The 19,669-nt window shown below is 36.8% G+C and carries 18 protein-coding genes and 1 pseudogene; 14 read left to right on the forward strand and 5 right to left on the reverse strand.

What is annotated here, in order from left to right:
- Positions 1-84: 84 nt before the first annotated feature.
- The gene (locus tag ESZ36_RS10770; RefSeq protein ID WP_011043955.1) at positions 85-801 is read right to left on the reverse strand and encodes a response regulator; all 717 of its coding nucleotides are present in this window, start codon (positions 799-801) and stop codon (positions 85-87) included.
- Between the two features lie 330 nt (positions 802-1,131).
- Here ESZ36_RS10770 and xthA point away from each other — a divergent pair, with 330 nt between their 5' ends.
- Together xthA and rlmA are read left to right on the forward strand one after the other, a co-directional pair.
- Positions 1,132-1,938 (forward strand): exodeoxyribonuclease III, encoded by an 807-nt coding sequence (gene xthA / locus ESZ36_RS10775; RefSeq protein ID WP_146787549.1) that lies wholly within the window; start codon positions 1,132-1,134, stop codon positions 1,936-1,938.
- A 12-nt stretch (positions 1,939-1,950) separates the two neighbouring features.
- Entirely contained in the window at positions 1,951-2,784 is an 834-nt protein-coding gene (rlmA, locus tag ESZ36_RS10780; RefSeq protein ID WP_146787552.1) for a 23S rRNA (guanine(745)-N(1))-methyltransferase, read from the forward strand.
- 109 nt (positions 2,785-2,893) lie between these two features.
- On the opposite strand, the gene ESZ36_RS10785 is transcribed toward rlmA, so the two are convergent.
- Entirely contained in the window at positions 2,894-3,394 is a 501-nt protein-coding gene (locus tag ESZ36_RS10785; RefSeq protein WP_170235824.1) for a DUF412 family protein, read from the reverse strand.
- 262 nt (positions 3,395-3,656) lie between these two features.
- Between ESZ36_RS10785 and ESZ36_RS10790 the strand changes: the two genes are divergently transcribed.
- The 5 genes from ESZ36_RS10790 (at position 3,657) to ESZ36_RS10810 (ending at position 10,025) form a co-directional block, all read left to right on the forward strand.
- Positions 3,657-4,895: an acetate/propionate family kinase gene (locus tag ESZ36_RS10790; protein ID WP_146787558.1), complete on the forward strand. Its 1,239-nt coding sequence runs from the start codon at positions 3,657-3,659 to the stop codon at positions 4,893-4,895.
- Between the two features lie 83 nt (positions 4,896-4,978).
- A complete protein-coding gene (gene pta / locus ESZ36_RS10795) occupies positions 4,979-7,099 on the forward strand; it encodes a phosphate acetyltransferase (RefSeq protein WP_146787560.1) in 2,121 nt (706 codons plus the stop codon).
- 580 nt (positions 7,100-7,679) lie between these two features.
- Positions 7,680-8,030 (forward strand): arsenate reductase, encoded by a 351-nt coding sequence (locus ESZ36_RS10800; RefSeq protein WP_146787563.1) that lies wholly within the window; start codon positions 7,680-7,682, stop codon positions 8,028-8,030.
- A 50-nt stretch (positions 8,031-8,080) separates the two neighbouring features.
- Positions 8,081-9,271, forward strand: coding sequence for a succinyl-diaminopimelate desuccinylase (gene dapE, locus ESZ36_RS10805; protein ID WP_425457390.1), 1,191 nt, complete (start codon positions 8,081-8,083; stop codon positions 9,269-9,271).
- A gap of 40 nt (positions 9,272-9,311) precedes the next feature.
- Positions 9,312-10,025, forward strand: a complete 714-nt coding sequence (locus tag ESZ36_RS10810) for a M15 family metallopeptidase (RefSeq protein WP_146787571.1) — start codon at positions 9,312-9,314, stop codon at positions 10,023-10,025.
- A gap of 358 nt (positions 10,026-10,383) precedes the next feature.
- On the opposite strand, the gene bamC is transcribed toward ESZ36_RS10810, so the two are convergent.
- Positions 10,384-11,553 (reverse strand): outer membrane protein assembly factor BamC, encoded by a 1,170-nt coding sequence (gene bamC / locus ESZ36_RS10820; protein WP_146787577.1) that lies wholly within the window; start codon positions 11,551-11,553, stop codon positions 10,384-10,386.
- Between the two features lie 217 nt (positions 11,554-11,770).
- On the opposite strand from bamC, the gene ESZ36_RS10825 reads away from it, so the two are divergent.
- Both ESZ36_RS10825 and bcp read left to right on the forward strand, forming a co-directional pair.
- A complete protein-coding gene (locus tag ESZ36_RS10825; RefSeq protein ID WP_146787580.1) occupies positions 11,771-12,298 on the forward strand; it encodes a glycine cleavage system transcriptional repressor in 528 nt (175 codons plus the stop codon).
- A 41-nt stretch (positions 12,299-12,339) separates the two neighbouring features.
- Positions 12,340-12,816: pseudogene (bcp, locus tag ESZ36_RS10830) on the forward strand (thioredoxin-dependent thiol peroxidase).
- A gap of 204 nt (positions 12,817-13,020) precedes the next feature.
- Here bcp and ESZ36_RS10835 read toward each other — a convergent pair.
- Positions 13,021-14,103, reverse strand: a complete 1,083-nt coding sequence (locus ESZ36_RS10835; RefSeq protein WP_146787583.1) for an AI-2E family transporter — start codon at positions 14,101-14,103, stop codon at positions 13,021-13,023.
- Between the two features lie 13 nt (positions 14,104-14,116).
- A complete protein-coding gene (locus ESZ36_RS10840; RefSeq protein WP_146787586.1) occupies positions 14,117-14,356 on the reverse strand; it encodes a sulfurtransferase TusA family protein in 240 nt (79 codons plus the stop codon).
- Between the two features lie 307 nt (positions 14,357-14,663).
- On the opposite strand from ESZ36_RS10840, the gene ESZ36_RS10845 reads away from it, so the two are divergent.
- The 5 genes from ESZ36_RS10845 to ESZ36_RS10865 all read left to right on the forward strand — a co-directional run bounded on the left by ESZ36_RS10845 (position 14,664) and on the right by ESZ36_RS10865 (position 19,643).
- Positions 14,664-15,272 carry a hypothetical protein gene (locus ESZ36_RS10845; protein ID WP_146787589.1) on the forward strand — a complete coding sequence of 203 codons (609 nt, stop codon included), beginning with the start codon at positions 14,664-14,666 and terminating at the stop codon, positions 15,270-15,272.
- Positions 15,273-15,322: 50 nt separating this feature from the next.
- Positions 15,323-16,792 carry a beta-barrel assembly-enhancing protease gene (gene bepA, locus ESZ36_RS10850; RefSeq protein WP_246129067.1) on the forward strand — a complete coding sequence of 490 codons (1,470 nt, stop codon included), beginning with the start codon at positions 15,323-15,325 and terminating at the stop codon, positions 16,790-16,792.
- Between the two features lie 79 nt (positions 16,793-16,871).
- Positions 16,872-17,228: an arsenate reductase (glutaredoxin) gene (gene arsC / locus ESZ36_RS10855; protein ID WP_146787591.1), complete on the forward strand. Its 357-nt coding sequence runs from the start codon at positions 16,872-16,874 to the stop codon at positions 17,226-17,228.
- 36 nt (positions 17,229-17,264) lie between these two features.
- Positions 17,265-17,660, forward strand: a complete 396-nt coding sequence (locus ESZ36_RS10860; RefSeq protein ID WP_146787594.1) for a DUF2069 domain-containing protein — start codon at positions 17,265-17,267, stop codon at positions 17,658-17,660.
- A 36-nt stretch (positions 17,661-17,696) separates the two neighbouring features.
- Complete coding sequence (locus ESZ36_RS10865) at positions 17,697-19,643, forward strand: hypothetical protein (protein WP_146787597.1); 1,947 nt, start codon at positions 17,697-17,699, stop codon at positions 19,641-19,643.
- The last annotated feature ends 26 nt before the right edge of the window (positions 19,644-19,669 follow it).

Below are 19,669 nucleotides of genomic sequence, written 5' to 3' on the forward strand. Positions count from 1 at the left end.
AAGAAAAAGGCTTTGTAACTGTCGAAAAGTAAACAAAGCCTTAATATATTTAGTATGTCATCACAGTGACATTAATTCAGAGGGCTAGCTCCATGCATCTGGAACAAATAAATAACCTTGGCCCCAAATAGTCTTGATTCTAAAGGGTGTATCAGTACTGTCATGTAATTTTTTACGTAAGCGAGAAATACGTACATCAACACTTCTGTCTAAGCCATCATATTCACGGCCAATTACTGCCTTATATATATAATCACGGTTTTGTACTTCTCCGGCTTTACCCGCAAGTAACCATAATAAATCAAATTCTTGGCTAGTTAAGTCCACATTTTCATCTTGCAAAGTCACTTTACGTGATGCTTTATTAATGTATAAGCCACCACAAGTAATTTCACCTTTTTCTTCACTTTGGTTAGGCAAATCTCCGCGGCGTAACAATGCGTTCACTCTTGCTAGTAATACACGAGGTTCAACGGGTTTGATAACATAATCATCTGCACCAATTTCTAAGCCAAGCACCTGATCAAAGTCAGTACTTTTTGCTGTTAGCATTAACACGGGGCCATTAAATTCTGGACGTAAATCACGGCAAACACCAAAACCATCCTTACCGGGTAACATGACATCTAAAATAATAAGGTCAGGAGAGAAAAGCTTTACTCGTTTAGCTACTGTATCACCACGAAACTCTTGTTTAACGTGAAAACCTTCACTTGTTAAAAAGTCAGTGACTAAATCGGACAGTTGGCGGTCATCTTCAACCAATAATATTTTTTTTACGCTTGAGTTACTATCTGGCATGTTCATTTCCTTATTTATTACGCGTTCTTAATGTAAATTGATAAATAACTGTTTTGACAACTGTATTAACAGTTTTCTATATTGTGTTGCTTATTTAGGGTTAGCTTAAACAAGTTATTACGGTTAAACAATAGGCTCTACCAGTTGTTACGAATAAATTACATTTTATAACAGGATGTGAAAAATAAAACTTGCGAGAAGTTAGATAAACACGCAAGATCATTGTCTTAATTTATACCCTTTGTATAAGAAAGTACTCACTTCTTCTGCAGAATGGAATGACCAAACAATACATAACGATATTGTTCGCTAAAAGTCTTTAGGAATACTATGAAAATTATCTCTTTTAATATAAACGGCCTTCGTGCTCGTCTTCACCAATTACAAGCGATTATCGATAAGCATCAGCCCGATATCATTGGTTTACAAGAAATCAAAGTTCATGATGAAGCTTTCCCATTAGAAGCTGTTGAAGCCATGGGATATCATGTATATTTTCATGGTCAAAAGGCCCATTATGGCGTTGCCATGTTATGCAAAAAAGAAGCTGAATCAGTACAACGTGGCTTTCCTACGGACGATGATGAAGCCCAGCGTAGGATGATTATGGTTACAACAACTAACGATAAAGGCGAGAAAGTCACCGTATTAAATGGCTACTTTCCACAAGGCGAGAATATTAGCCACGAGACTAAATATCCTTATAAAAGAAAATTCTATAAAGATTTAATGACCTATCTGAATGACAATCACGTGAATGACGAAAATGTGGTAGTAATGGGCGACATTAACATTTCCCCGCAAGACTTAGATATTGGTATTGGTGACGTAAACAGTAAACGCTGGCTAAAGAGCGGTAAATGTTCTTTTCAACCTGAAGAAAGAGAATGGTTAACAACGTTAATGGATTGGGGGTTTGTTGACACCTTCCGTCAATTACATCCCGAAACTACCGAACGTTACTCTTGGTTTGATTACCGCTCGCGTGGTTTTGATGACAATCGCGGTCTTCGTATTGATGTGGTATTAGCGACTAAAAATATGGCTGAGCAATGTATTGAAGCCGATATAGATTATGAATTACGTGCTATTGAAAAACCTTCAGATCATGCACCTATTTGGTCAACGTTTTCATAAGGTTTACTGTTAATGCATACTGACATCTCTACTAAAGAAATAGCTCAATACCGTTGCCCTTTGTGCCAGCAAGCTTTATTGCTCAAAGAAAAGAGCTACCGTTGTGAAAATAATCATAGTTTTGATCAAGCAAAACAAGGTTATGTTAATTTATTACCCGTTCAATTTAAGCATTCAAAAGAGCCTGGTGATAACAAAGCAATGGTACAAGCTAGACGAGCGTTTCTAGACAAAGGTTATTACCAGCCTTTGTTAGACAGTATGCTCACGTTATATCAAAAATATGGCGATAAAAACGCAGCCATTTTTGATGCTGGCTGCGGTGAAGGTTTTTATACACATCAGCATAAAACTGAGCATAACAGTGTCTACGGTGTAGATATTGCTAAAGAAACAATAAAGATTGCAGCAAAACGTTATCAAGATTGCTTTTTTAGCGTAGCTACCCTCTCTGATTTACCTTACGCTAATGAGCAATTTGGTTGGATTTATAGTGTTTATGCGCCAATTTTAGAAAATGAGTTTACCCGGATTTTGCAAAACCAAGGGTACTTTTTGACAGTTACCCCTGCCGATAATCATTTATTTGAGCTTAAATCGATGATATACCGTCAAGCAACTAAACATGACACTACTAAGCAAGTTATTGAGCAATTAACGTTAGTTGAAGAGCAACGATTGAATTATCCGATGAACTTCTCTAATAGTGACGATGTACTAAACTTATTAGCAATGACACCTTTTGCTTTTAAAGCCAGTGATGAATTAATTGCTCAATTGAAACAACAAAAACAATTCACTTGCCAAGCAGACTTTGTTTTACGTTTGTATCAAAAGACACATTAGCTTTTGCATTAGTGATGATATCAATATGAAATCACTAGTCTCAATTTTATTTCGTAAGAATAAAACACAAAGTAAGAAAGCGGACGTTATTTGGCAGTATTTCGATTAATTACTTTGTTGTCGCAAAAGTTAAATGTAAAAGCTGAGCAAGATCGATATACCGTGGTTTATATTTTGCTAAATTTGCAATAACGGTATCGTTGTTATCGCCATTGCTGCGCTGACTTTGCTCAGCAACTTGCTGTTTTACCTTTTCTAAACCACTATGATACCAAGAGGCTAATGATGGTGGTAATAACTTATCTGCTTTAACACCTGAAAAAACTAATGCCTGCACTGGTAGGCTTAATAAAAATAAACCATATACAAGTGCTTGAGGCAGTGCATTTAATGCATTACTTATAGAGCCTTGGCCAAGGGGATATCCTGAAGCGATATAAAGCTGCATAATAACAGTAAACATAGCTAACGCATGAAAATACCGACAAACAAAGCGCGCGCTTTGCACGCCTCGATAATCTTCAAAATATTGAATTAATTCTGGTTTGTCAGGCCAAAGAGATAAATACTTTTGACCCAATTTAATGAGTTGTACTACGGAGATATTCATACCATTACTATAGCAGCTAGTCCTTATAAGCAACAGTTAGAAATGTAACTAAGCTTTTATACCAATCGGACTAATTTATTTATCACTTAGCGAGAATTTAATCCGTTTGGTATTATTACGAATAACAATTATTAAAAGTTAAATTAAAGCGTTTTTATTGTATTGCATCAAGATTTCTAACTAACTCCATCGCTATAATGCCGACAATATTATTATTGCTATAATTATTCGATAACTTTTCATTTTTTAAAAGACAATAAACATGACTCAACAAAAATCTCATTGCAAAGAGCCTGCTAGTACTGGTGCAATTTTAGTAATCAACTGTGGCAGCTCTTCTGTTAAGTTTTCTTTGATTAAACCATTAAGCGGTGAAACGCTCTTATCAGGCTTAGCTGAATGCCTACATACCCCTGATGCTAAAATCATAGTTAAACTTAACGGAGAAAAACAGACCTATAAGTTACCCAATCCTTTTAATCATCAAACAGCACTCTCTGTATTGGTAGAGCAATTACAACAACTTGACTTAGTCAAAGATATCACAGCTATCGGCCACAGAGTTGTCCATGGTGGTGAACAATATTCACAACCAACGCTAATTACTGAGGATGTAGAACAAGCGATTAAACAATTAGCAAAACTTGCGCCATTGCACAACCCTGCAAATCTAATTGGTATAAAAGCGTGCCAACAAGCTTTTAACGATTTGCCACAAGTCGCAGTCTTTGATACGGCTTTTCATCAAAGTATGCCCGAAAAGGCTTACATTTATGGCCTCCCCTATTCATTGTACAAAGCGCATGGAATAAGACGTTATGGCTTCCATGGCACCAGCCATTACTTTGTTGCGAAACAAGCAGCGGAGCAATTAAACAAGCCACTTGATCAATGTAACTTAATCAGCGCTCACTTAGGTAATGGTTGTAGCGTAACTGTTATTAAAAATGGTGAAAGTGTTGATACTAGTATGGGTATGACACCAGGCGAAGGTGTGATTATGGGTACTCGTTGTGGCGATCTCGATACCGGAATTATCTTTCATCTGGTCGAAAATTTAGGTTACTCAATTGCTGATGTTGATAAGTTAGTCAATAAAGAAAGTGGTTTATTAGGTGTTTCTGGCTTAAGCAACGACGGCCGTACCTTAGAAAATGCTATGTTAGAAGATAACCATGCTCAAGCGACATTAGCCCTGACAATTTTCTGTTATCGCATAGCCAAAACTATTGCTTCTTATAGCGCCAGCTTAACGCAATTAGATGGCCTTATATTTACCGGTGGCATTGGTGAAAATTCAAATTGGGTGCGTACTGAAATAGTTAAGCAACTTGCGTTATTGAATTTTTCTTTAGATGAAGAAAAGAATCAAGCAACACGCTTTGGTGCCTCAGGTAATATTGCCACTAAAGATTCAAGAGCTTGTTGGGTTATTGCAACAAATGAAGAATGGGTAATTGCCGAACAATCAGCCCAATTACTAACAAATTTAGTCAAGTAGATGACTCGATACTCGTTCACTTCAAAATGCATGATTAATCTTGAAGTAGAACGGGTATCTCAATATTAAGTAGGATTTAATTTATGCCACATAGAATTATGTTAATCCCAGTTGGCTCAGGTGTCGGCTTAACCAGTGTATCGTTAGGTTTATTACATGCCTGTCAGCAAAAAGGAATTAAAGTTGGTCACTTCAAACCCATTAGCCAGCCTTCACGTAATAGCATAGCTAAAAAAAACAAAACCATTGATGCCATTAGCTTATCCCAAAATAGCACTAGCGTTTCGCTTAGCTATGTAGAGGGAAAAATGGGCGATGGACTTCACGATGTTGTTTTAGAAGAAATCGTTGCCAATTTCAATGCGTTTAAACAAGATCACGACGTCATCATTATTGAAGGTCTAGTCCCCACACCAAGACAACCTTATGCTGGTCGAATTAACCGAGATGTAGCTCAAGCACTTGGGGCAAATATTGTCTTAGTTGCCAGCCCAGGTAATGACAGCGCCGAAGAATTCGAAGATAGACTTGAAGTCAGTGCCGAAACGTATGGTGGTATAAAGAACCGACATCTCATTGGTTGTGTTATCAACAAGCTTAATTGCCCAGACCAAGAAGAATTTGGTTTATTACCCAAAGAAGAAGAAATTGAAAATGATTTTAATCTAAACCATTGGTTAGATTTATCGATTTTTAAAGGCAGACACTTTGATTTACTTGGCACGATTCAATGGGAAATAGATCTCATCGCTCCACGTGTTTGTGATATTAGTAATTACCTTGAAGCTAAAGTAATTAATAGTGGCGATATGGAGCACCGCCGTTTTCGCAGTGTTGCATTTTGTGCTCGAACCGTATCAAATCTAGTAAGTTACTTAGTTCCTGGTCGACTCATTGTTACTCCGGGCGATCGCACCGATATTATTATTGCCGCCTGTTTATCTGCGTTAAATGGTACTAAATTAGGTGGGTTAATTTTAACCAATGGTTTTGAACCATCCGAGCAAGTTTGGGAGTTATGCAAGCAAGCACTCGATGCTGGGTTACCTGTTTTGTCTGTACCTTGGGATACTTGGCAAACATCGCGTCATATCATGAGCTTTAATCCTGAAATACCACAAGACGATATCCAACGCCAAGATAAAGTTAAACAGCATGTTGCTGATAATTTAAGCAGTAATTGGCTTGAAAGCCTAACGTCTAAAAACAATAGTTATAACTTATTATCACCGCCTGCTTTTAGACATAAATTAACCGAGCTTGCCCGCCAAGCAAATAAACTAATCGTTTTACCTGAAGGCACTGATATACGCACGATTAAAGCGGCTGCAATTTGCTGCGAACGTAATATTGCTCGCTGTCAATTGATCGGCAACAAAGAAGAAATACTACAGATTGCCGAGCATCAGGGTATTAATCTACCTGATAATTTATTGATAACAGATCCCGACACCATTAGACATAATTACGTTGGACCTATGGTCGAGCTACGTAAAAATAAAGGTCTAACTGATGTTATTGCACTAGAGAATTTAAAAGACAACGTTGTTTTAGCAACGATGATGTTACAACTTGGTCAAGTTGATGGCCTTGTTTCTGGCGCAGTAAATACCACAGCAAATACCATAAGACCGGCTTTACAACTAATTAAAACAGCACCTGATAGCTCTTTAGTTTCATCGGTTTTCTTTATGTTACTGCCTGATCAAGTACTTGTTTATGGCGACTGTGCTATTAACCCTGAGCCTAACGCAGAACAATTGGCTGATATAGCTATTCAATCTGCTGACTCAGCCAAAGCATTTGATATTGAACCAAGAGTTGCCATGATCAGCTACAGTACCGGCAGATCCGGTCATGGCGCTGACGTTGAAAAAGTAGCTAAAGCCACTGAAATTGCTAAAGCTAAACGACCTGATCTCATTATTGATGGACCACTTCAATATGATGCGGCCATTATGGAGAACGTTGCCAAGAAAAAAGCGCCAAATAGCCCAGTGGCGGGTAAAGCGACAGTATTCATCTTCCCTGATTTAAATACCGGAAATACTACTTACAAAGCAGTACAGCGTTCAGCTGACTTAGTGAGCATTGGACCTATGTTACAAGGGATGAATAAACCGGTTAATGATCTCTCACGCGGCGCCCTAGTCGATGACATTGTTTATACTATTGCCTTAACGGCTATACAAGCGACAATGTAATAGCGCATACGGTAATTATAAAGTTATTTTTTAAACAAAAATTAAATTAAACCACGGTTAAACTGACTTTTAGGAGGTTTAACCGTATTTAATCTTTATTTTTACAGATAAAGAGATTCAACCTAGTATTTTAATCACTTATCTTATTTATTAGCATTTAAACGCTTGTTAGACAAAAAATGTACTACTTATTTTTTCCTTTATAATCAATAGATAAAGGCAAACACAGAGACTTATCCACAACCATACACACAGCTTTTGTGGATAATAAATTTTAAAGATAACTAGCAGAATTTATATTGATTATCTTAGTAAAACCTTCGTAAATAGACACTTTAAATAGCTTCCCCCAATAACCATCATTTGTTAAGGCCCAGTCCTTAATTGAATAGATAGTAATCTCGACAAATAAACATCACAGCAAGCAACTAGTGCTATAGTTAAGCAGTCTATTTTTTGTTAAAGATGGATTTATAAATACAGCGATTGAAGCACTATGGTTAATCAATATCTGGTAATATAAAGTCAAACTTATACCCATTACCATTCAAATAATAAATAACATTCATACAGGAATACTATGATCACCTTATACGGCATAAAAAATTGTGATACTGTGAAAAAAGCGACTAAATGGCTCGAAGCAAACAATATAGCTCATCAACTTTATGACTTCAAAAAACAACCATTAACTGCCGAATTATTAACGGAATTTGTCAACCAGAGTGATTGGTCACTATTATTAAACAAACGTAGTACAACATTTCGTAATCTACCTGATGAGATAAAAAACAACTTAACAGATGACGTAATATTTGCCGCTGTTCTTGAACAACCTACGTTACTTAAAAGACCTCTATTACCATTAAATGGTGAGCTCAACCTCGGTTTTAAAGTTGATCAGTACCAAACACTTTTCGCAAACCAATAAATATAAAATTCATCATCAAAAATTAAGTAAGGGTAGTCCTTGTGAGTCAAATCGAACAAAAACATCAAAGCGAAGTTATTGAGCTGGCAATAGAATTACTGTCTAGAGCCTCTGTTACCCCTGAAGATGCTGGTTGTCAAAAATTGATGGCACAGCGATTGGAACAACTCGGATTTATTAATGAAAGCATGATTTTTGCCGATACCACCAATCTTTGGTCTCGTCGTGACAGTACTAATGCTAAGAAAGAAGATGACTTAGTTTTTTGTTTTGCTGGCCACACCGATGTAGTACCCGCAGGCAACCTTGAATTATGGAACACCCCTCCATTTGAGCCAACGATTATCGATGGTATGTTATATGGCCGTGGTGCAGCAGATATGAAAGGTAGTCTCGCGGCAATGATAGTGGCGACAGAACGCTTTGTTCACGACCACCCAGATCATCAAGGTTCAATCACTTATTTAATAACAAGTGATGAAGAAGGGCCATTTATCAATGGCACCACTAAAGTTATTGATACGTTAGAGGCCCGTAATGAAAAGATCACTTATTGTATAGTCGGTGAACCTTCAAGTACTCACGCTGTCGGAGATATCGTAAAAAATGGTCGCCGCGGTTCTATTTCTGCTGAAGTAGATATTAAAGGTAAACAAGGCCATGTTGCCTACCCTGATCATGTGAGAAATCCAATTCACTTAGCCATGCCAGCATTAACAGAATTAAGTCAGATACAATGGGACAATGGTAATGACTATTTCCCTGCGACCAGTTTTCAGCTGTCTAATATTAATGCTGGTACTGGTGCAACGAATGTTGTTCCTGGTCATATCAATGCTTTATTTAATTTACGTTATAGCACCGAATTAACTGACCAAATTATTGTTGAACAAGTAGAATCTATCCTTGATAAACATCAACTTGACTATGATATAAAGTGGACTTTTAATGGTAAGCCGTTTATCACAGAGCATGTTGAATCAAAACATGGATTTTTAAACGCCGTTAGCCAAGCAATACTTTCAGTTACCGGTACAGAAACTCAGTTATCCACTTCAGGTGGTACCTCCGATGGTCGATTCATCGCGCCAACAGGGGCACAAGTCATTGAACTTGGACCATGCAACGCAACTATCCATCAAGTAAATGAATCAGTCTCATGTGATGATTTAGAAAAGCTCGTTGATATTTATTATCATTGTTTGGTTAATGTTTTATGTACGCATAAAACGATTAGTTAGTTATTTCTTTATATAGTTATTCATAAGGTTTTATTAAACAATGCAGCATAGCAACCACATCAATTCAGCTCAATTATTGGGTCAATCTGAAGATCACCTTCAGTACGTAAGTGAACGAGTTGCTATTCATCAAGAAATGAAAGATGCCTTTGATGGTATGGTTAACGCGGCTAGAGCCGATGCTATTGAGTTAACAATTGCTAGTGGCTTTAGATCTTTCGATCGGCAACTTATGCTATGGAATAACAAATTTTCTGGGAAAACATCGATTAAGAATAGTGCAGGAGAAGTTGTTTCTCCGAAGCACTTATCTCCACTTGAATTAATTCACAGTATTTTGCTTTATTCGGCGCTCCCCGGTGCAAGCCGCCATCATTGGGGTTGCGATATTGATGTTTATGCTCCAAATTTATTAGCTAAAGATTATCAACTTCAACTTGAACCATGGGAATACAGTGAGCAAGGGCCACTAGCAAAGCTATCTGCTTGGCTTGCTCACCACGCGCACCAGTTTGGCTTTTATTTCCCCTATGCGAGCTTCCAAGGTGGAGTTGCCGAAGAGCCTTGGCATATATCGTACCTTCCGTTAGCTCAGCAGTACCAGCAAGCTTTTGATATTGAATTGTTAACACAAACACTAAATAACAGCAGTATTTTAGGCAAGAGTGTCATTATTGAAAACTTAGATGACATAGCAAAGCGTTATATTAACAATGTTTGTGCAGCGCCAACCAATGTTATACTACCTAAATAATCATCCTAGAATACTAACTTCAAAAACTTACCAAGAGGCACTCCAATGGACAATTGGTTAGCAATTTTTATGATAGTGATAACAGTCGTTATTATCATAGGAAATTTGAGTACATTTCAGAAAAGCTCCAAGCAAAAAATGCGTAAAAAAAGTTTAAATGACCGAGAAGAGACACTGCCAAGAACAAATAAAAGTACGCATAAAATGGATCCCGTAGAGAAAAAAAAGCTCTAACGTAAAGCTCTACCTCTAAGCAGAGATCAGAATTAAGACATAAAAAAACTCCAACTAGTGGAGTTTTTTTTTGTCTGTAAAGTAACGAAGTAACTACTTCATAATTACTTCGTGAAAGCTAAGATTAGAAAACATCTCTAAACGATAGTCCCTTTTCTACAACTGGGAAAATTCGCTCAAGCGCTTCTAAGGTCAATGGCTCACCATCAGACTTATAGATAGTTACCGAGGTTTTCTGGTTAAGCTCATCTACAGGCCCTAACACAAATTGGTACTGAGCATCACTAACATCAATAACGGGTACATCATCACCCCAGATACTATCCCAAACACTCGATTCAGGTTTCACAAACTCTACATAGTAAATCTTTTTATCTTCATTTAAATCGGTAATCGTAAAGCCATGTTTTTCAAAGAACAATGGCATATTACCCCACAGGTCTTCTAAGCCCATTTCAACAATATACGCTTGTTCTTCTTCAATATTTTTACCTATTGTCACTAACTTTTGATTCGCACGAGTTAAGCGATCAGCACGTTGTTGAAGACGGTAATTATAATCAACTGCAGCAATAAGCTCATTAAGCATGGCTTTTTCGGCTCTTTGCTTATCAATAGGGTCCATTGTTTTACTGCCGCCTTTTTCATCGGTTTGTAAAAAGTCGACTAATGAAACGCGTAATGAAACACTGCGGCCATGAGATTTTGCTAACAATTGAAAACGAAAACGTACGCTCTTTGAAAACTGGATATCAGTAAAGATCCAACCAACATCGACTTCGTTATGATACCAATCGGACTCAATAATGGCCGTTTTAATACCCTCTCGCTTAATGCTAGTTTCTTTTAAACTAGTCGCTCCTTCAGTAACCTTGCTTAAGGTAACTTCCGTGTCTTCTTCAATGTAGTCATAGGTAATTTGATCTTCTGCTAATTTTTCTAGAACTACCTTTTCAATAAACGCCAATAAATCTTTATCTTCTAAAACTTTATCAAACCAAATAATAGCGATACCTGACTCTTCAACAACACGTGAAGATGCAGCAACTGGCATCACCAATGAAGGAGCTCTAATATCCATGTCTTTACCAATAGGACCTTGGTGATTTATGTTATTGGTAACAAAAAAATCATTCGCTTGTTTTGGTTTACTCAAATTGGCGGGAATCACGAGATCGTTAGCTTCAAGCTTATGCTGGTAATCAAAATTACCATCTGCTTGCTTGTTATTAACAGAACCACAAGCTGTGATTGACAAGGCTAACAGTGATAAATAAAATGCTCTACAACTCATTAAAACTCCTGTGGCTTAGGTTATTGATATGAAAACCCAACTAAGCTCACTAAAAAATACTAAAAAAAATTTGATATAAGACAGGGCTAATATTGCGCCCCATGGTACTTGCCTGATTTTACAAACACAAGGTATATGACCACAAAAATGTAAGATGATTCCAACTTTTATCATGATAAGTTACAATGCGCCTTTCTTGACAACTTAGGCGTAATGAATGCCACAATATTTAGTACTAACCGCGATGGGATCTGACAGAACAGGTTGTGTTAGTGAATTAACTAAATTAGCAAGTGAATGCGAATGTAATATATTAGACAGCCGTATGGCCATTTTTGGCTCTGAATTTACTTTCATTATGTTACTTACAGGTGATACTAGGGCGATTAATAAAATTGAAGTTAAGATTCCTCAACTTGCTCATGCTTTAGATTTAATCACTATGATGAAGCGCACCTCTGGTCATAGAACATTTGACTTAGTAAAACATTACCGAGCTGAGTATGCTGGCATAGATCAACCAGGTATCCTAAAAGCAATGACCGCCTTTTTTGCCACTCGTAAAATAGATATTTCTTCGTTGAAGTCGGAAATAGATCCTAAAACCAATCATATGAGCGCAAACATATTGTTTGCTTTAACCGAAAAAATTAGTATTGATGAACTAGAATATGATTTTCTAGAACTCTGTCAGCAAACCGATGTTCAAGGTTTTATCAAAAAAGCTAATGCGAATTTATTATAATCAGAAAAACAACTTTCAAAACAAATAGAAGTGACTTTATTATGAATACTCTAAACGTTGGTGATACCGCGCCACTATTTACCTTAAACAATGAAAATGATGAGTCAGTATCATTATCTGACTATATTGGTAAACAGCAAGTATTAATCTACTTTTACCCTAAAGCAATGACTCCAGGTTGTACCGTTCAAGCCCAAGGTTTGCGTGATATCAAAGCTGAACTTAATTAGTTAAATACCGTTGTTTTTGGTATTAGTCCTGACGAAGTGAAACGTTTAATTAAATTCTGTCAACGTGATGAACTAAATTTCTCCTTGTTATCTGATGTTGACCATCAAGTAGCTGATCAATTTGGTGTTTGGGGTTTAAAAAAATTCATGGGAAAAGAATATGATGGTATTCATCGCTTGAGTTTTTTAATTGGTCTTGATGGAAAAATCAGCCATGTTTTTAATAAGTTTAAAACCAAAGAGCATCATGATGTGGTCTTAGCCGTTTTAAACGAGTTAAAAAACTGAAATAAGTAACGTATTGAAATGTTATAGCGATAATTAACGTTATAAATAAAAAGCCCTAAGCTAAATAATATTAGCTTAGGGCTTTTTTGATGTAGCAATGAGTCAACTACCTAACAGTTCTTTTACTCTTTTACTTTAAAGTCATAGGGCGCAGGTAACTAGCTAATGCCCATATAGCTCTTTTAACAAAGTGATTCTTGGCTGTTACTCTTTCTGAGTTTCACTTATAACGACAGGTCCCGGAATTGACGGCCAAGCATTAATTACAGCTTTCACTAATGTTGCCAAAGGGATTGCAAAAAATATGCCCCAAAACCCCCATAAACCACCAAAAAATATCACCGCAATAATAATGACCACAGGATGTAAATTAACAGCTTCAGAGAACAACAAAGGCACAATAACATTACCATCAATCGCCTGAATTACGCCATAAGCAAGCATAACGTAGCCAAACTCACTACTTAAACCGAACTGAAAAAGAGCGACTAATAACACTGGCAAGGTGACAACGGTTGCACCTACATAAGGAACAAGTACTGACAAGCCAACTAAAACGCCCAAGAGTAAAGCATATTGCAAATCAAGAAAGATAAAAGCAATAGTGGTAGATGTTCCAACAATAATTATTTCAATCACTTTTCCGCGAATATAATTCAAAATTTGTTGGTTCATTTCTTGGCTCACTTTAATTGCCATGCGGCGCTCTTTAGGCAAAAATTGGGCAATACTGCTCATTAACTCTGTTTTATCTTTCAAAAAGAAGAACACCATTAACGGCACGAGGATCAAATAAACCATTAAAGCGACAATATCGGAAATTGAGTTCAAAGACGCTCTCAGTGCAACCTGACCCCACTCAAGTAAATTATCATTAACCATGACAATGAAACTTTCAATTTGCGAGACATGTACAAAATCAGGATATTTCTCTGGCAAGGTCAATAAGTACCCTTGTCCTTGACTGATCATATGAGGAACTTCTTGCAATAAATTACTGCTTTGCTTCCAAATAATAGGCATTAACCCTAAGACCGCTAATAAAGAAAAACTTAGAAAAGTAACAACTACTACTACTGTAGCACTAGAGCGCGACATTGAGTTTTGCATTAGCTTGTTAACTGGCAGATCTAACAAAAAAGCTAATGCTATTGCAACAAATACCGGCATCAATAAATTGCTAAATAATGCAATAAATAATGCAATACAGACTAAAATAACGACTAATGTGACCGCGTGAGGATCTGAAAACTTACGTGTATACCAATCACTAAATAACTTAAACATAACTACCCATTCTTTAATTTTTGCTCGTATGACTTTTTCGACTAATACTTATCTCGACAATACCTATCTCAGTAGTTTGTTTTTGATAAAAATATCCCTGCTTAGCTAACAATTTAGGAATATCATTAATAGAGCCAGTATCATCAATGGTGATGATACATTGATCATCATCTTGCATTTTTTTTAGTAATAAACGTAATTTAACCAAAGGCACAGGACATTTCTCTCCTCTACCATCATATTTATAAATCATAGAAAACTTAAAACAGCGCTTTAGTTTAATTCACTAATTTGCGACAATTAATCCATTGTATAAATTAAAGTTATCATAACGTACCTCTATAGCCGTTACCATTCAAAGTGTAGGATTTCAGTGGGAATTGAAATTACGTTGAAACCCATCGTATAAGTGCTTGAGCATATTATCCTGAATAATTATTATGTCAGCACCGCGCTTTGAAATTAAATAACATAGTCACTATGAAAATTGCATTTTTATGGAGTAAGGATATAAAGGGAATTCCTATGAAAATCTACTTATTGTCAGGAATATTAAATAAATGAGCTCATTAAGTCCCAAAGCTAACTTAAAAGAGATTAATGCTTATAAAAAGCAAATTAATTGGGGAGAAGTATCCTCTATATATCATATGTTTTCTTCTTCATTAGGTGAAGTAGATGGCATTCTTACTCATGGTTTTGATAGTGCATATAAACAAATATTAAATCCAAACTCATGGAATTTACCTTTGCTTGGTGCAGTTAAAAAAGCGTATGGTAGTATCCAAGTAAAGAATAAGCCACAAATTAGCTTACGCCATGAATTTAATGACATGGGCTATGAGTTACATTGTTACCCTGCTATTGACGGTGAAGTTGTGACTCATAGTATGATTGATAAAGGCAACTGCCCTTTTAATAATTGGTTACCTGAGAAGACGCAGATGCTCTTTCGTCTTAATAGCTTAGTTGCTTTTGCTATTTACTGTTTCCAAAGTGGGGATGAAGCAGATATAGCACTGTTGAAATATGCGCATTACAAAGTTAAAGAATTAATCACAACTTTAAGCGAATCTTTTCAGATTATTGTGGTCAAAGGCTATAGTATAGCGGAGTTTTACCAAGAAATAGCCAAAAGAAATGGTAATATCCTTACCCAAGACACTTAAGTGCTCTTTGTTACTCTCGTATATTTCCATTATGACCCTAGGATGTAATATTGTTTAACCTAAAACCCATGTTTACTGCCTTGTTATTTACATTAGGCATTGCTGCGGCTACTAGCTTTAATGCCAGTGCTATTGATAATCAAAACAATAAGAATAAGTTACCCGATATAGGCATTTCTGGCTACAGCGTATTATCAACCGATAAAGAGCTGCAAATCGGTAAAGCAATGATGCGGCAATTACGCGCTTCACAACCGCTAATACAAGATCCTGTTCTGATTGAGTATATTAATCACTTAGGTAATAGCCTAGTGAAAAATGCTCAAGGGGTGAATTATGCGTTTGAATTTTTTCTTATCAATAATAACGAATTAAACGCTTTTGCTTTTTTTGGCGGCCACGTAGGTATCCATAGTGGTTTGATAACAACGGCTGATACTGAAAGTGAATTAGCTTCTGTTATTGCTCATGAAATTTCTCACGTTACACAGCGCCATTTAGCCCGACGTCTTGAATCACAAAGCCAAACCCAAGGCTTAACCATGGCAGCTATGCTTTCTAGTGTTTTAATTACCTTGGTTAACCCTACTGTTGGCATCGCTGCACTGAGCGCAAGTATGGCAGTAACGCAACAAGCCAGCATTAACTACACTCGTGGTAATGAAAAAGAAGCAGACAGAGTAGGTATTGCTTTACTAGCAACTAGCAATTTTGACCCCCAAGGTGCTGCAAGCTTTTTTAGTAAAATGTCGACTAAATACCGCTATGCCAGTAAGCCACCGGCAATGTTACTTACCCATCCATTACCTGAATCACGTATAGCTGATGCTCGACAGCGTGCATTAAACTATCCAGCAAGACCCTTACCACCTAGTTTAGGTTTTGAACTAACCAAAGCAAGATTAAAAGCAAGATATCAAGGGGATGCAAAATCCAATATTGGTTTCTTTAAACTACAGTTGAATAAAAAACGCTATGCCATAAAAGCTGCTGCACAATATGGTTTAGCACTATCATATTTTGAAAACAAACAAACTAGTGAAGCTTTGAAATTATTAGAGCTATTAGAAGTAAATGATAAGGATAATTTATTTTATGTTGATGCATTAACGGATGTATACATAGCCAATAATCAAGCCGGTAAAGCGATAAAGATGCTTGAACGATTAAACTTATTCATGCCTAACAATCAGGTAGTCAGTTTAAACTATGCTAACGCCCTACTCACAGTGAAAGAATATGATCTTGCAGCACAAATATTACAGGACTTTTTATTAGTCAACCCAGGTAACTTTATCGCTTATGATATATTAACCACCTTGTATCGAACTCAGCAGAAAACAGGTTTAATGCACATGAGTAAAGCAGAAGTATATGCTTTACTCGGCGCATACCCAAAAGCCGTTGATGAATTGCAGACGAGTTATGCATTTCTTGACGAACAGCCTTTAATGCAAAAAAGAGTAAAGGCCCGGATATTACAATTTCAAGAACAAGAGAATCGTTTAAAACGTTTATAACGAGTTCACTGTATTAACATATCAACTCGTTAGCATTTATATTATCGTTTAATTGCCAATTAATTATTAAAGGAAAACAATGTTTACTATTTATCACAACCCAAGATGTTCTAAAAGTCGCCAAACACTTGCTTTACTTGAAGAACAAGCACAAATATCACAACAAGAAGTCACCATTGTTGAGTACTTAAAAGCCCCCCTAGATCACGCTCAAATTAAGCAGTTATTAACGCAGCTTAATTGTTCTGCTGTTGAAATGATGCGTGTCAAAGAAGCCGAATTTACTGAAAATAATTTAAAAGGGGCTAATGAAGAAGAGTTGATTAACGCCATGGCTAATACGGCGAAACTTATTGAGCGCCCTATTGTAACTGATGGCAGTAAAGCAATTATAGGCCGCCCGCCTGAAAATGTTTTAACTTTTTTTAAACAATAAATTTCCATTCAATCCTTAATTTAGATAAGCAGCCAAATGAACAAACAAAGATTTTCAACGAGTAATTATAAAAAAATAGCCTTAACAGGTTATTTTTCTTTATTAGTATTTATGCCGTTATGGTTAATCGTACTAAGTCCAAGTGAGAGTTTAAGTACGACAACTTCACTGGTAATGTTTACCCTGCCGTTATTATTTCCATTAAGGGGATTGTTACAAGGAAACCCGTTCACGTATGCTTGGTCAAATTTTATTGTTTTAATCTATTTCTTGCATAGTTTAACTACCCTTTGGGTGTTGCCAGCAGACAGGGTTTGGGCAATGTTAGAGTTGATATTTGCTAGTGCTATGTTTTTTGGCGCGACTTATTACGCTAAATTTCGTGGTCAAGAGCTTGGACTGAGCATCCGTAAAAAGAAGGAAAGTAAATAACTCTAATACCTACTTTATTAAAAGAAGGAAGAAGGAATGCGCTGTAATTTTGTAAGAATCACCTTGTTATTACCCATACTTTTCACAGTAGTTCTAACTGCTTGTGATAGTAAATCTAATGGTAATGTGACGAATTATCCCCTTGATAGCATAGTACAGCTTGATGAGGTGCAAAATGTAAATCAAAGCATAGATCTTCTTCTTCACTTTCCTTTTGATGCCATTAGTCAGATCAAATGGCATCAAACGGCCGGCGAGCCGGTATCAATTTTAGCGAAGACGAGTAAAGTTATTTCTTTTACTCCTATGCTAGCAGGCGAATACAGTTTTAGTGTCAGTTTTATGCTCAATGGTGGCATTGAGCAAACCTTAAAGAAGAGTATTACTGTTAATGATGACTACCATAAATTAACAACACGTCTTTCTCATGAAGCATTAGCCGGTAACAAGGTGTCACTTCGTAGCCAACTTTCTGAAACGATCAATATCAACACATTGACATGGCAACAAATAGAAGGACCTAATGTCACCCTAACCACTGAAAGTAGTGATGGTGAATTAGCACTTTTTTTTGATGCACCCCAAGTTGATTTCGATACCATTATTACCTTCGAGGCATCCGCTACGGATTCTGACAGTAATACAATTTATCGCGATCAAGTAGCGATACTCGTAGAGCCGGCTGCTGAAATAGGCAGTAATGCTTACTTTTCAGACCGTAAAGCCTCCGTTTTCGCTTATAATAGCAATAGCCCTTATGCTGATAATCTCGTTACTTGTGTTTACTCTAATACCTTAACCAGTTCATGTACTTTAGCCCAAACACCTCTACTTGCAGAGGAAGTAAAAAGTTCCTCAATGACTCCTTCAGTTGAGAGTATTATGGATCGTGTTGTGGTGTCCCACCAATGGATGGGTGATAGATTTAAAGATTTTTTGAGTAATTATGATACCAACAACGATATAAAAAAATTGCTTAGAGCAACGACAGCAATTGTTATTTCTTATGATGTGCGCCCTTCATTTTATTGGGCGGCAACAGGCGCTATATATTTAGATGCAGAAAATTTTTGGTTAACCCCACAAGAGCGCGATACTATAAATGAAGCACCAGATTATCGGGCAGATTTTGGTAAGGACTTACAATTCGCTATGCCTTGGCGCTACGTAAAAGATAATGCCTCTGCCAGTAAAAGTTATAGTAAATCTGTACGGGTGACTCGAACTGCTACAGATGCTCTATATCGCTTAACGTCATTAATGTACCATGAACTTGCTCATGCCAATGATTTTTTCCCAAGTAACGAATGGTATATACATAGCAGCAATCAACGTGTGCTCGATGCAGCTGTCAGTACAACGTTTGAGTCAGATGAACTTGCTGTTACCTTTCCATTAAAAAGCCAAGAAATGCGTGATTTAGCGCAAGTTAGTTTTGCTGGCGAGACCGCCAACCAAACACAAAAAAACTACTTACCAACAGATATCAAAGTTTTTTTTAGCCCCGAAGGCGCTTCAGATTTTTATGCTTACTCGAGTTTACGTGAAGATTATGCCATGTTGTTTGAAGAGTTAATGATGCAAAGCCGCTTTGCTGTAATACGTGATGTTGCAATCACCAACCAGCCAATAGATGAGAGTATTTCCGCAGCTGAATATATTGTCACTTGGGGGCAACGTGGCCGCATTGGCGACGATAAATTAACAGATAGAGTACTTTTTAGTGCTAGTCGTGTATTACCCGAATTTGATAGTCAAGCGGCAATAGACTTAGTACCTACCCCTATTGAAATGGTTGAAGGAACTAATTGGCTTGATAATTTAACCATTAGCCCAAGAGGACCAGAAATTAGACAAGTGGTGGAACAGCGAAACAGCTTCTCCATTATTACTGAGTCTGAGCTGCCATCTTCAGCAAACATTACACCCGAACAAGAGAATTATTTTAATCGGTATTATCAAAAGCCTTTACCTCAGTACTAATCACAACTTCATCTATTGCTAAAAAA

The organism is Colwellia demingiae (genome assembly GCF_007954275.1).
Lineage (GTDB): Bacteria > Pseudomonadota > Gammaproteobacteria > Enterobacterales > Alteromonadaceae > Colwellia > Colwellia demingiae.

Coding starts and splice junctions, on each gene's coding strand:
- ESZ36_RS10825 (WP_146787580.1), top strand. CDS start 11,771: ATGCCACAATATTTAGTACTAACCGCGATGGGATCTGACAGAACAGGT.
- ESZ36_RS10790 (WP_146787558.1), top strand. CDS start 3,657: ATGACTCAACAAAAATCTCATTGCAAAGAGCCTGCTAGTACTGGTGCA.
- ESZ36_RS10785 (WP_170235824.1), bottom strand. CDS start 3,394: ATGAATATCTCCGTAGTACAACTCATTAAATTGGGTCAAAAGTATTTA.
- ESZ36_RS10840 (WP_146787586.1), bottom strand. CDS start 14,356: ATGATTTATAAATATGATGGTAGAGGAGAGAAATGTCCTGTGCCTTTG.
- ESZ36_RS10860 (WP_146787594.1), top strand. CDS start 17,265: ATGAACAAACAAAGATTTTCAACGAGTAATTATAAAAAAATAGCCTTA.
- ESZ36_RS10835 (WP_146787583.1), bottom strand. CDS start 14,103: ATGTTTAAGTTATTTAGTGATTGGTATACACGTAAGTTTTCAGATCCT.
- ESZ36_RS10865 (WP_146787597.1), top strand. CDS start 17,697: ATGCGCTGTAATTTTGTAAGAATCACCTTGTTATTACCCATACTTTTC.
- arsC (WP_146787591.1), top strand. CDS start 16,872: ATGTTTACTATTTATCACAACCCAAGATGTTCTAAAAGTCGCCAAACA.
- ESZ36_RS10810 (WP_146787571.1), top strand. CDS start 9,312: ATGCAGCATAGCAACCACATCAATTCAGCTCAATTATTGGGTCAATCT.
- ESZ36_RS10845 (WP_146787589.1), top strand. CDS start 14,664: ATGAGCTCATTAAGTCCCAAAGCTAACTTAAAAGAGATTAATGCTTAT.
- ESZ36_RS10770 (WP_011043955.1), bottom strand. CDS start 801: ATGCCAGATAGTAACTCAAGCGTAAAAAAAATATTATTGGTTGAAGAT.
- rlmA (WP_146787552.1), top strand. CDS start 1,951: ATGCATACTGACATCTCTACTAAAGAAATAGCTCAATACCGTTGCCCT.
- ESZ36_RS10800 (WP_146787563.1), top strand. CDS start 7,680: ATGATCACCTTATACGGCATAAAAAATTGTGATACTGTGAAAAAAGCG.
- pta (WP_146787560.1), top strand. CDS start 4,979: ATGCCACATAGAATTATGTTAATCCCAGTTGGCTCAGGTGTCGGCTTA.
- xthA (WP_146787549.1), top strand. CDS start 1,132: ATGAAAATTATCTCTTTTAATATAAACGGCCTTCGTGCTCGTCTTCAC.
- bamC (WP_146787577.1), bottom strand. CDS start 11,553: ATGAGTTGTAGAGCATTTTATTTATCACTGTTAGCCTTGTCAATCACA.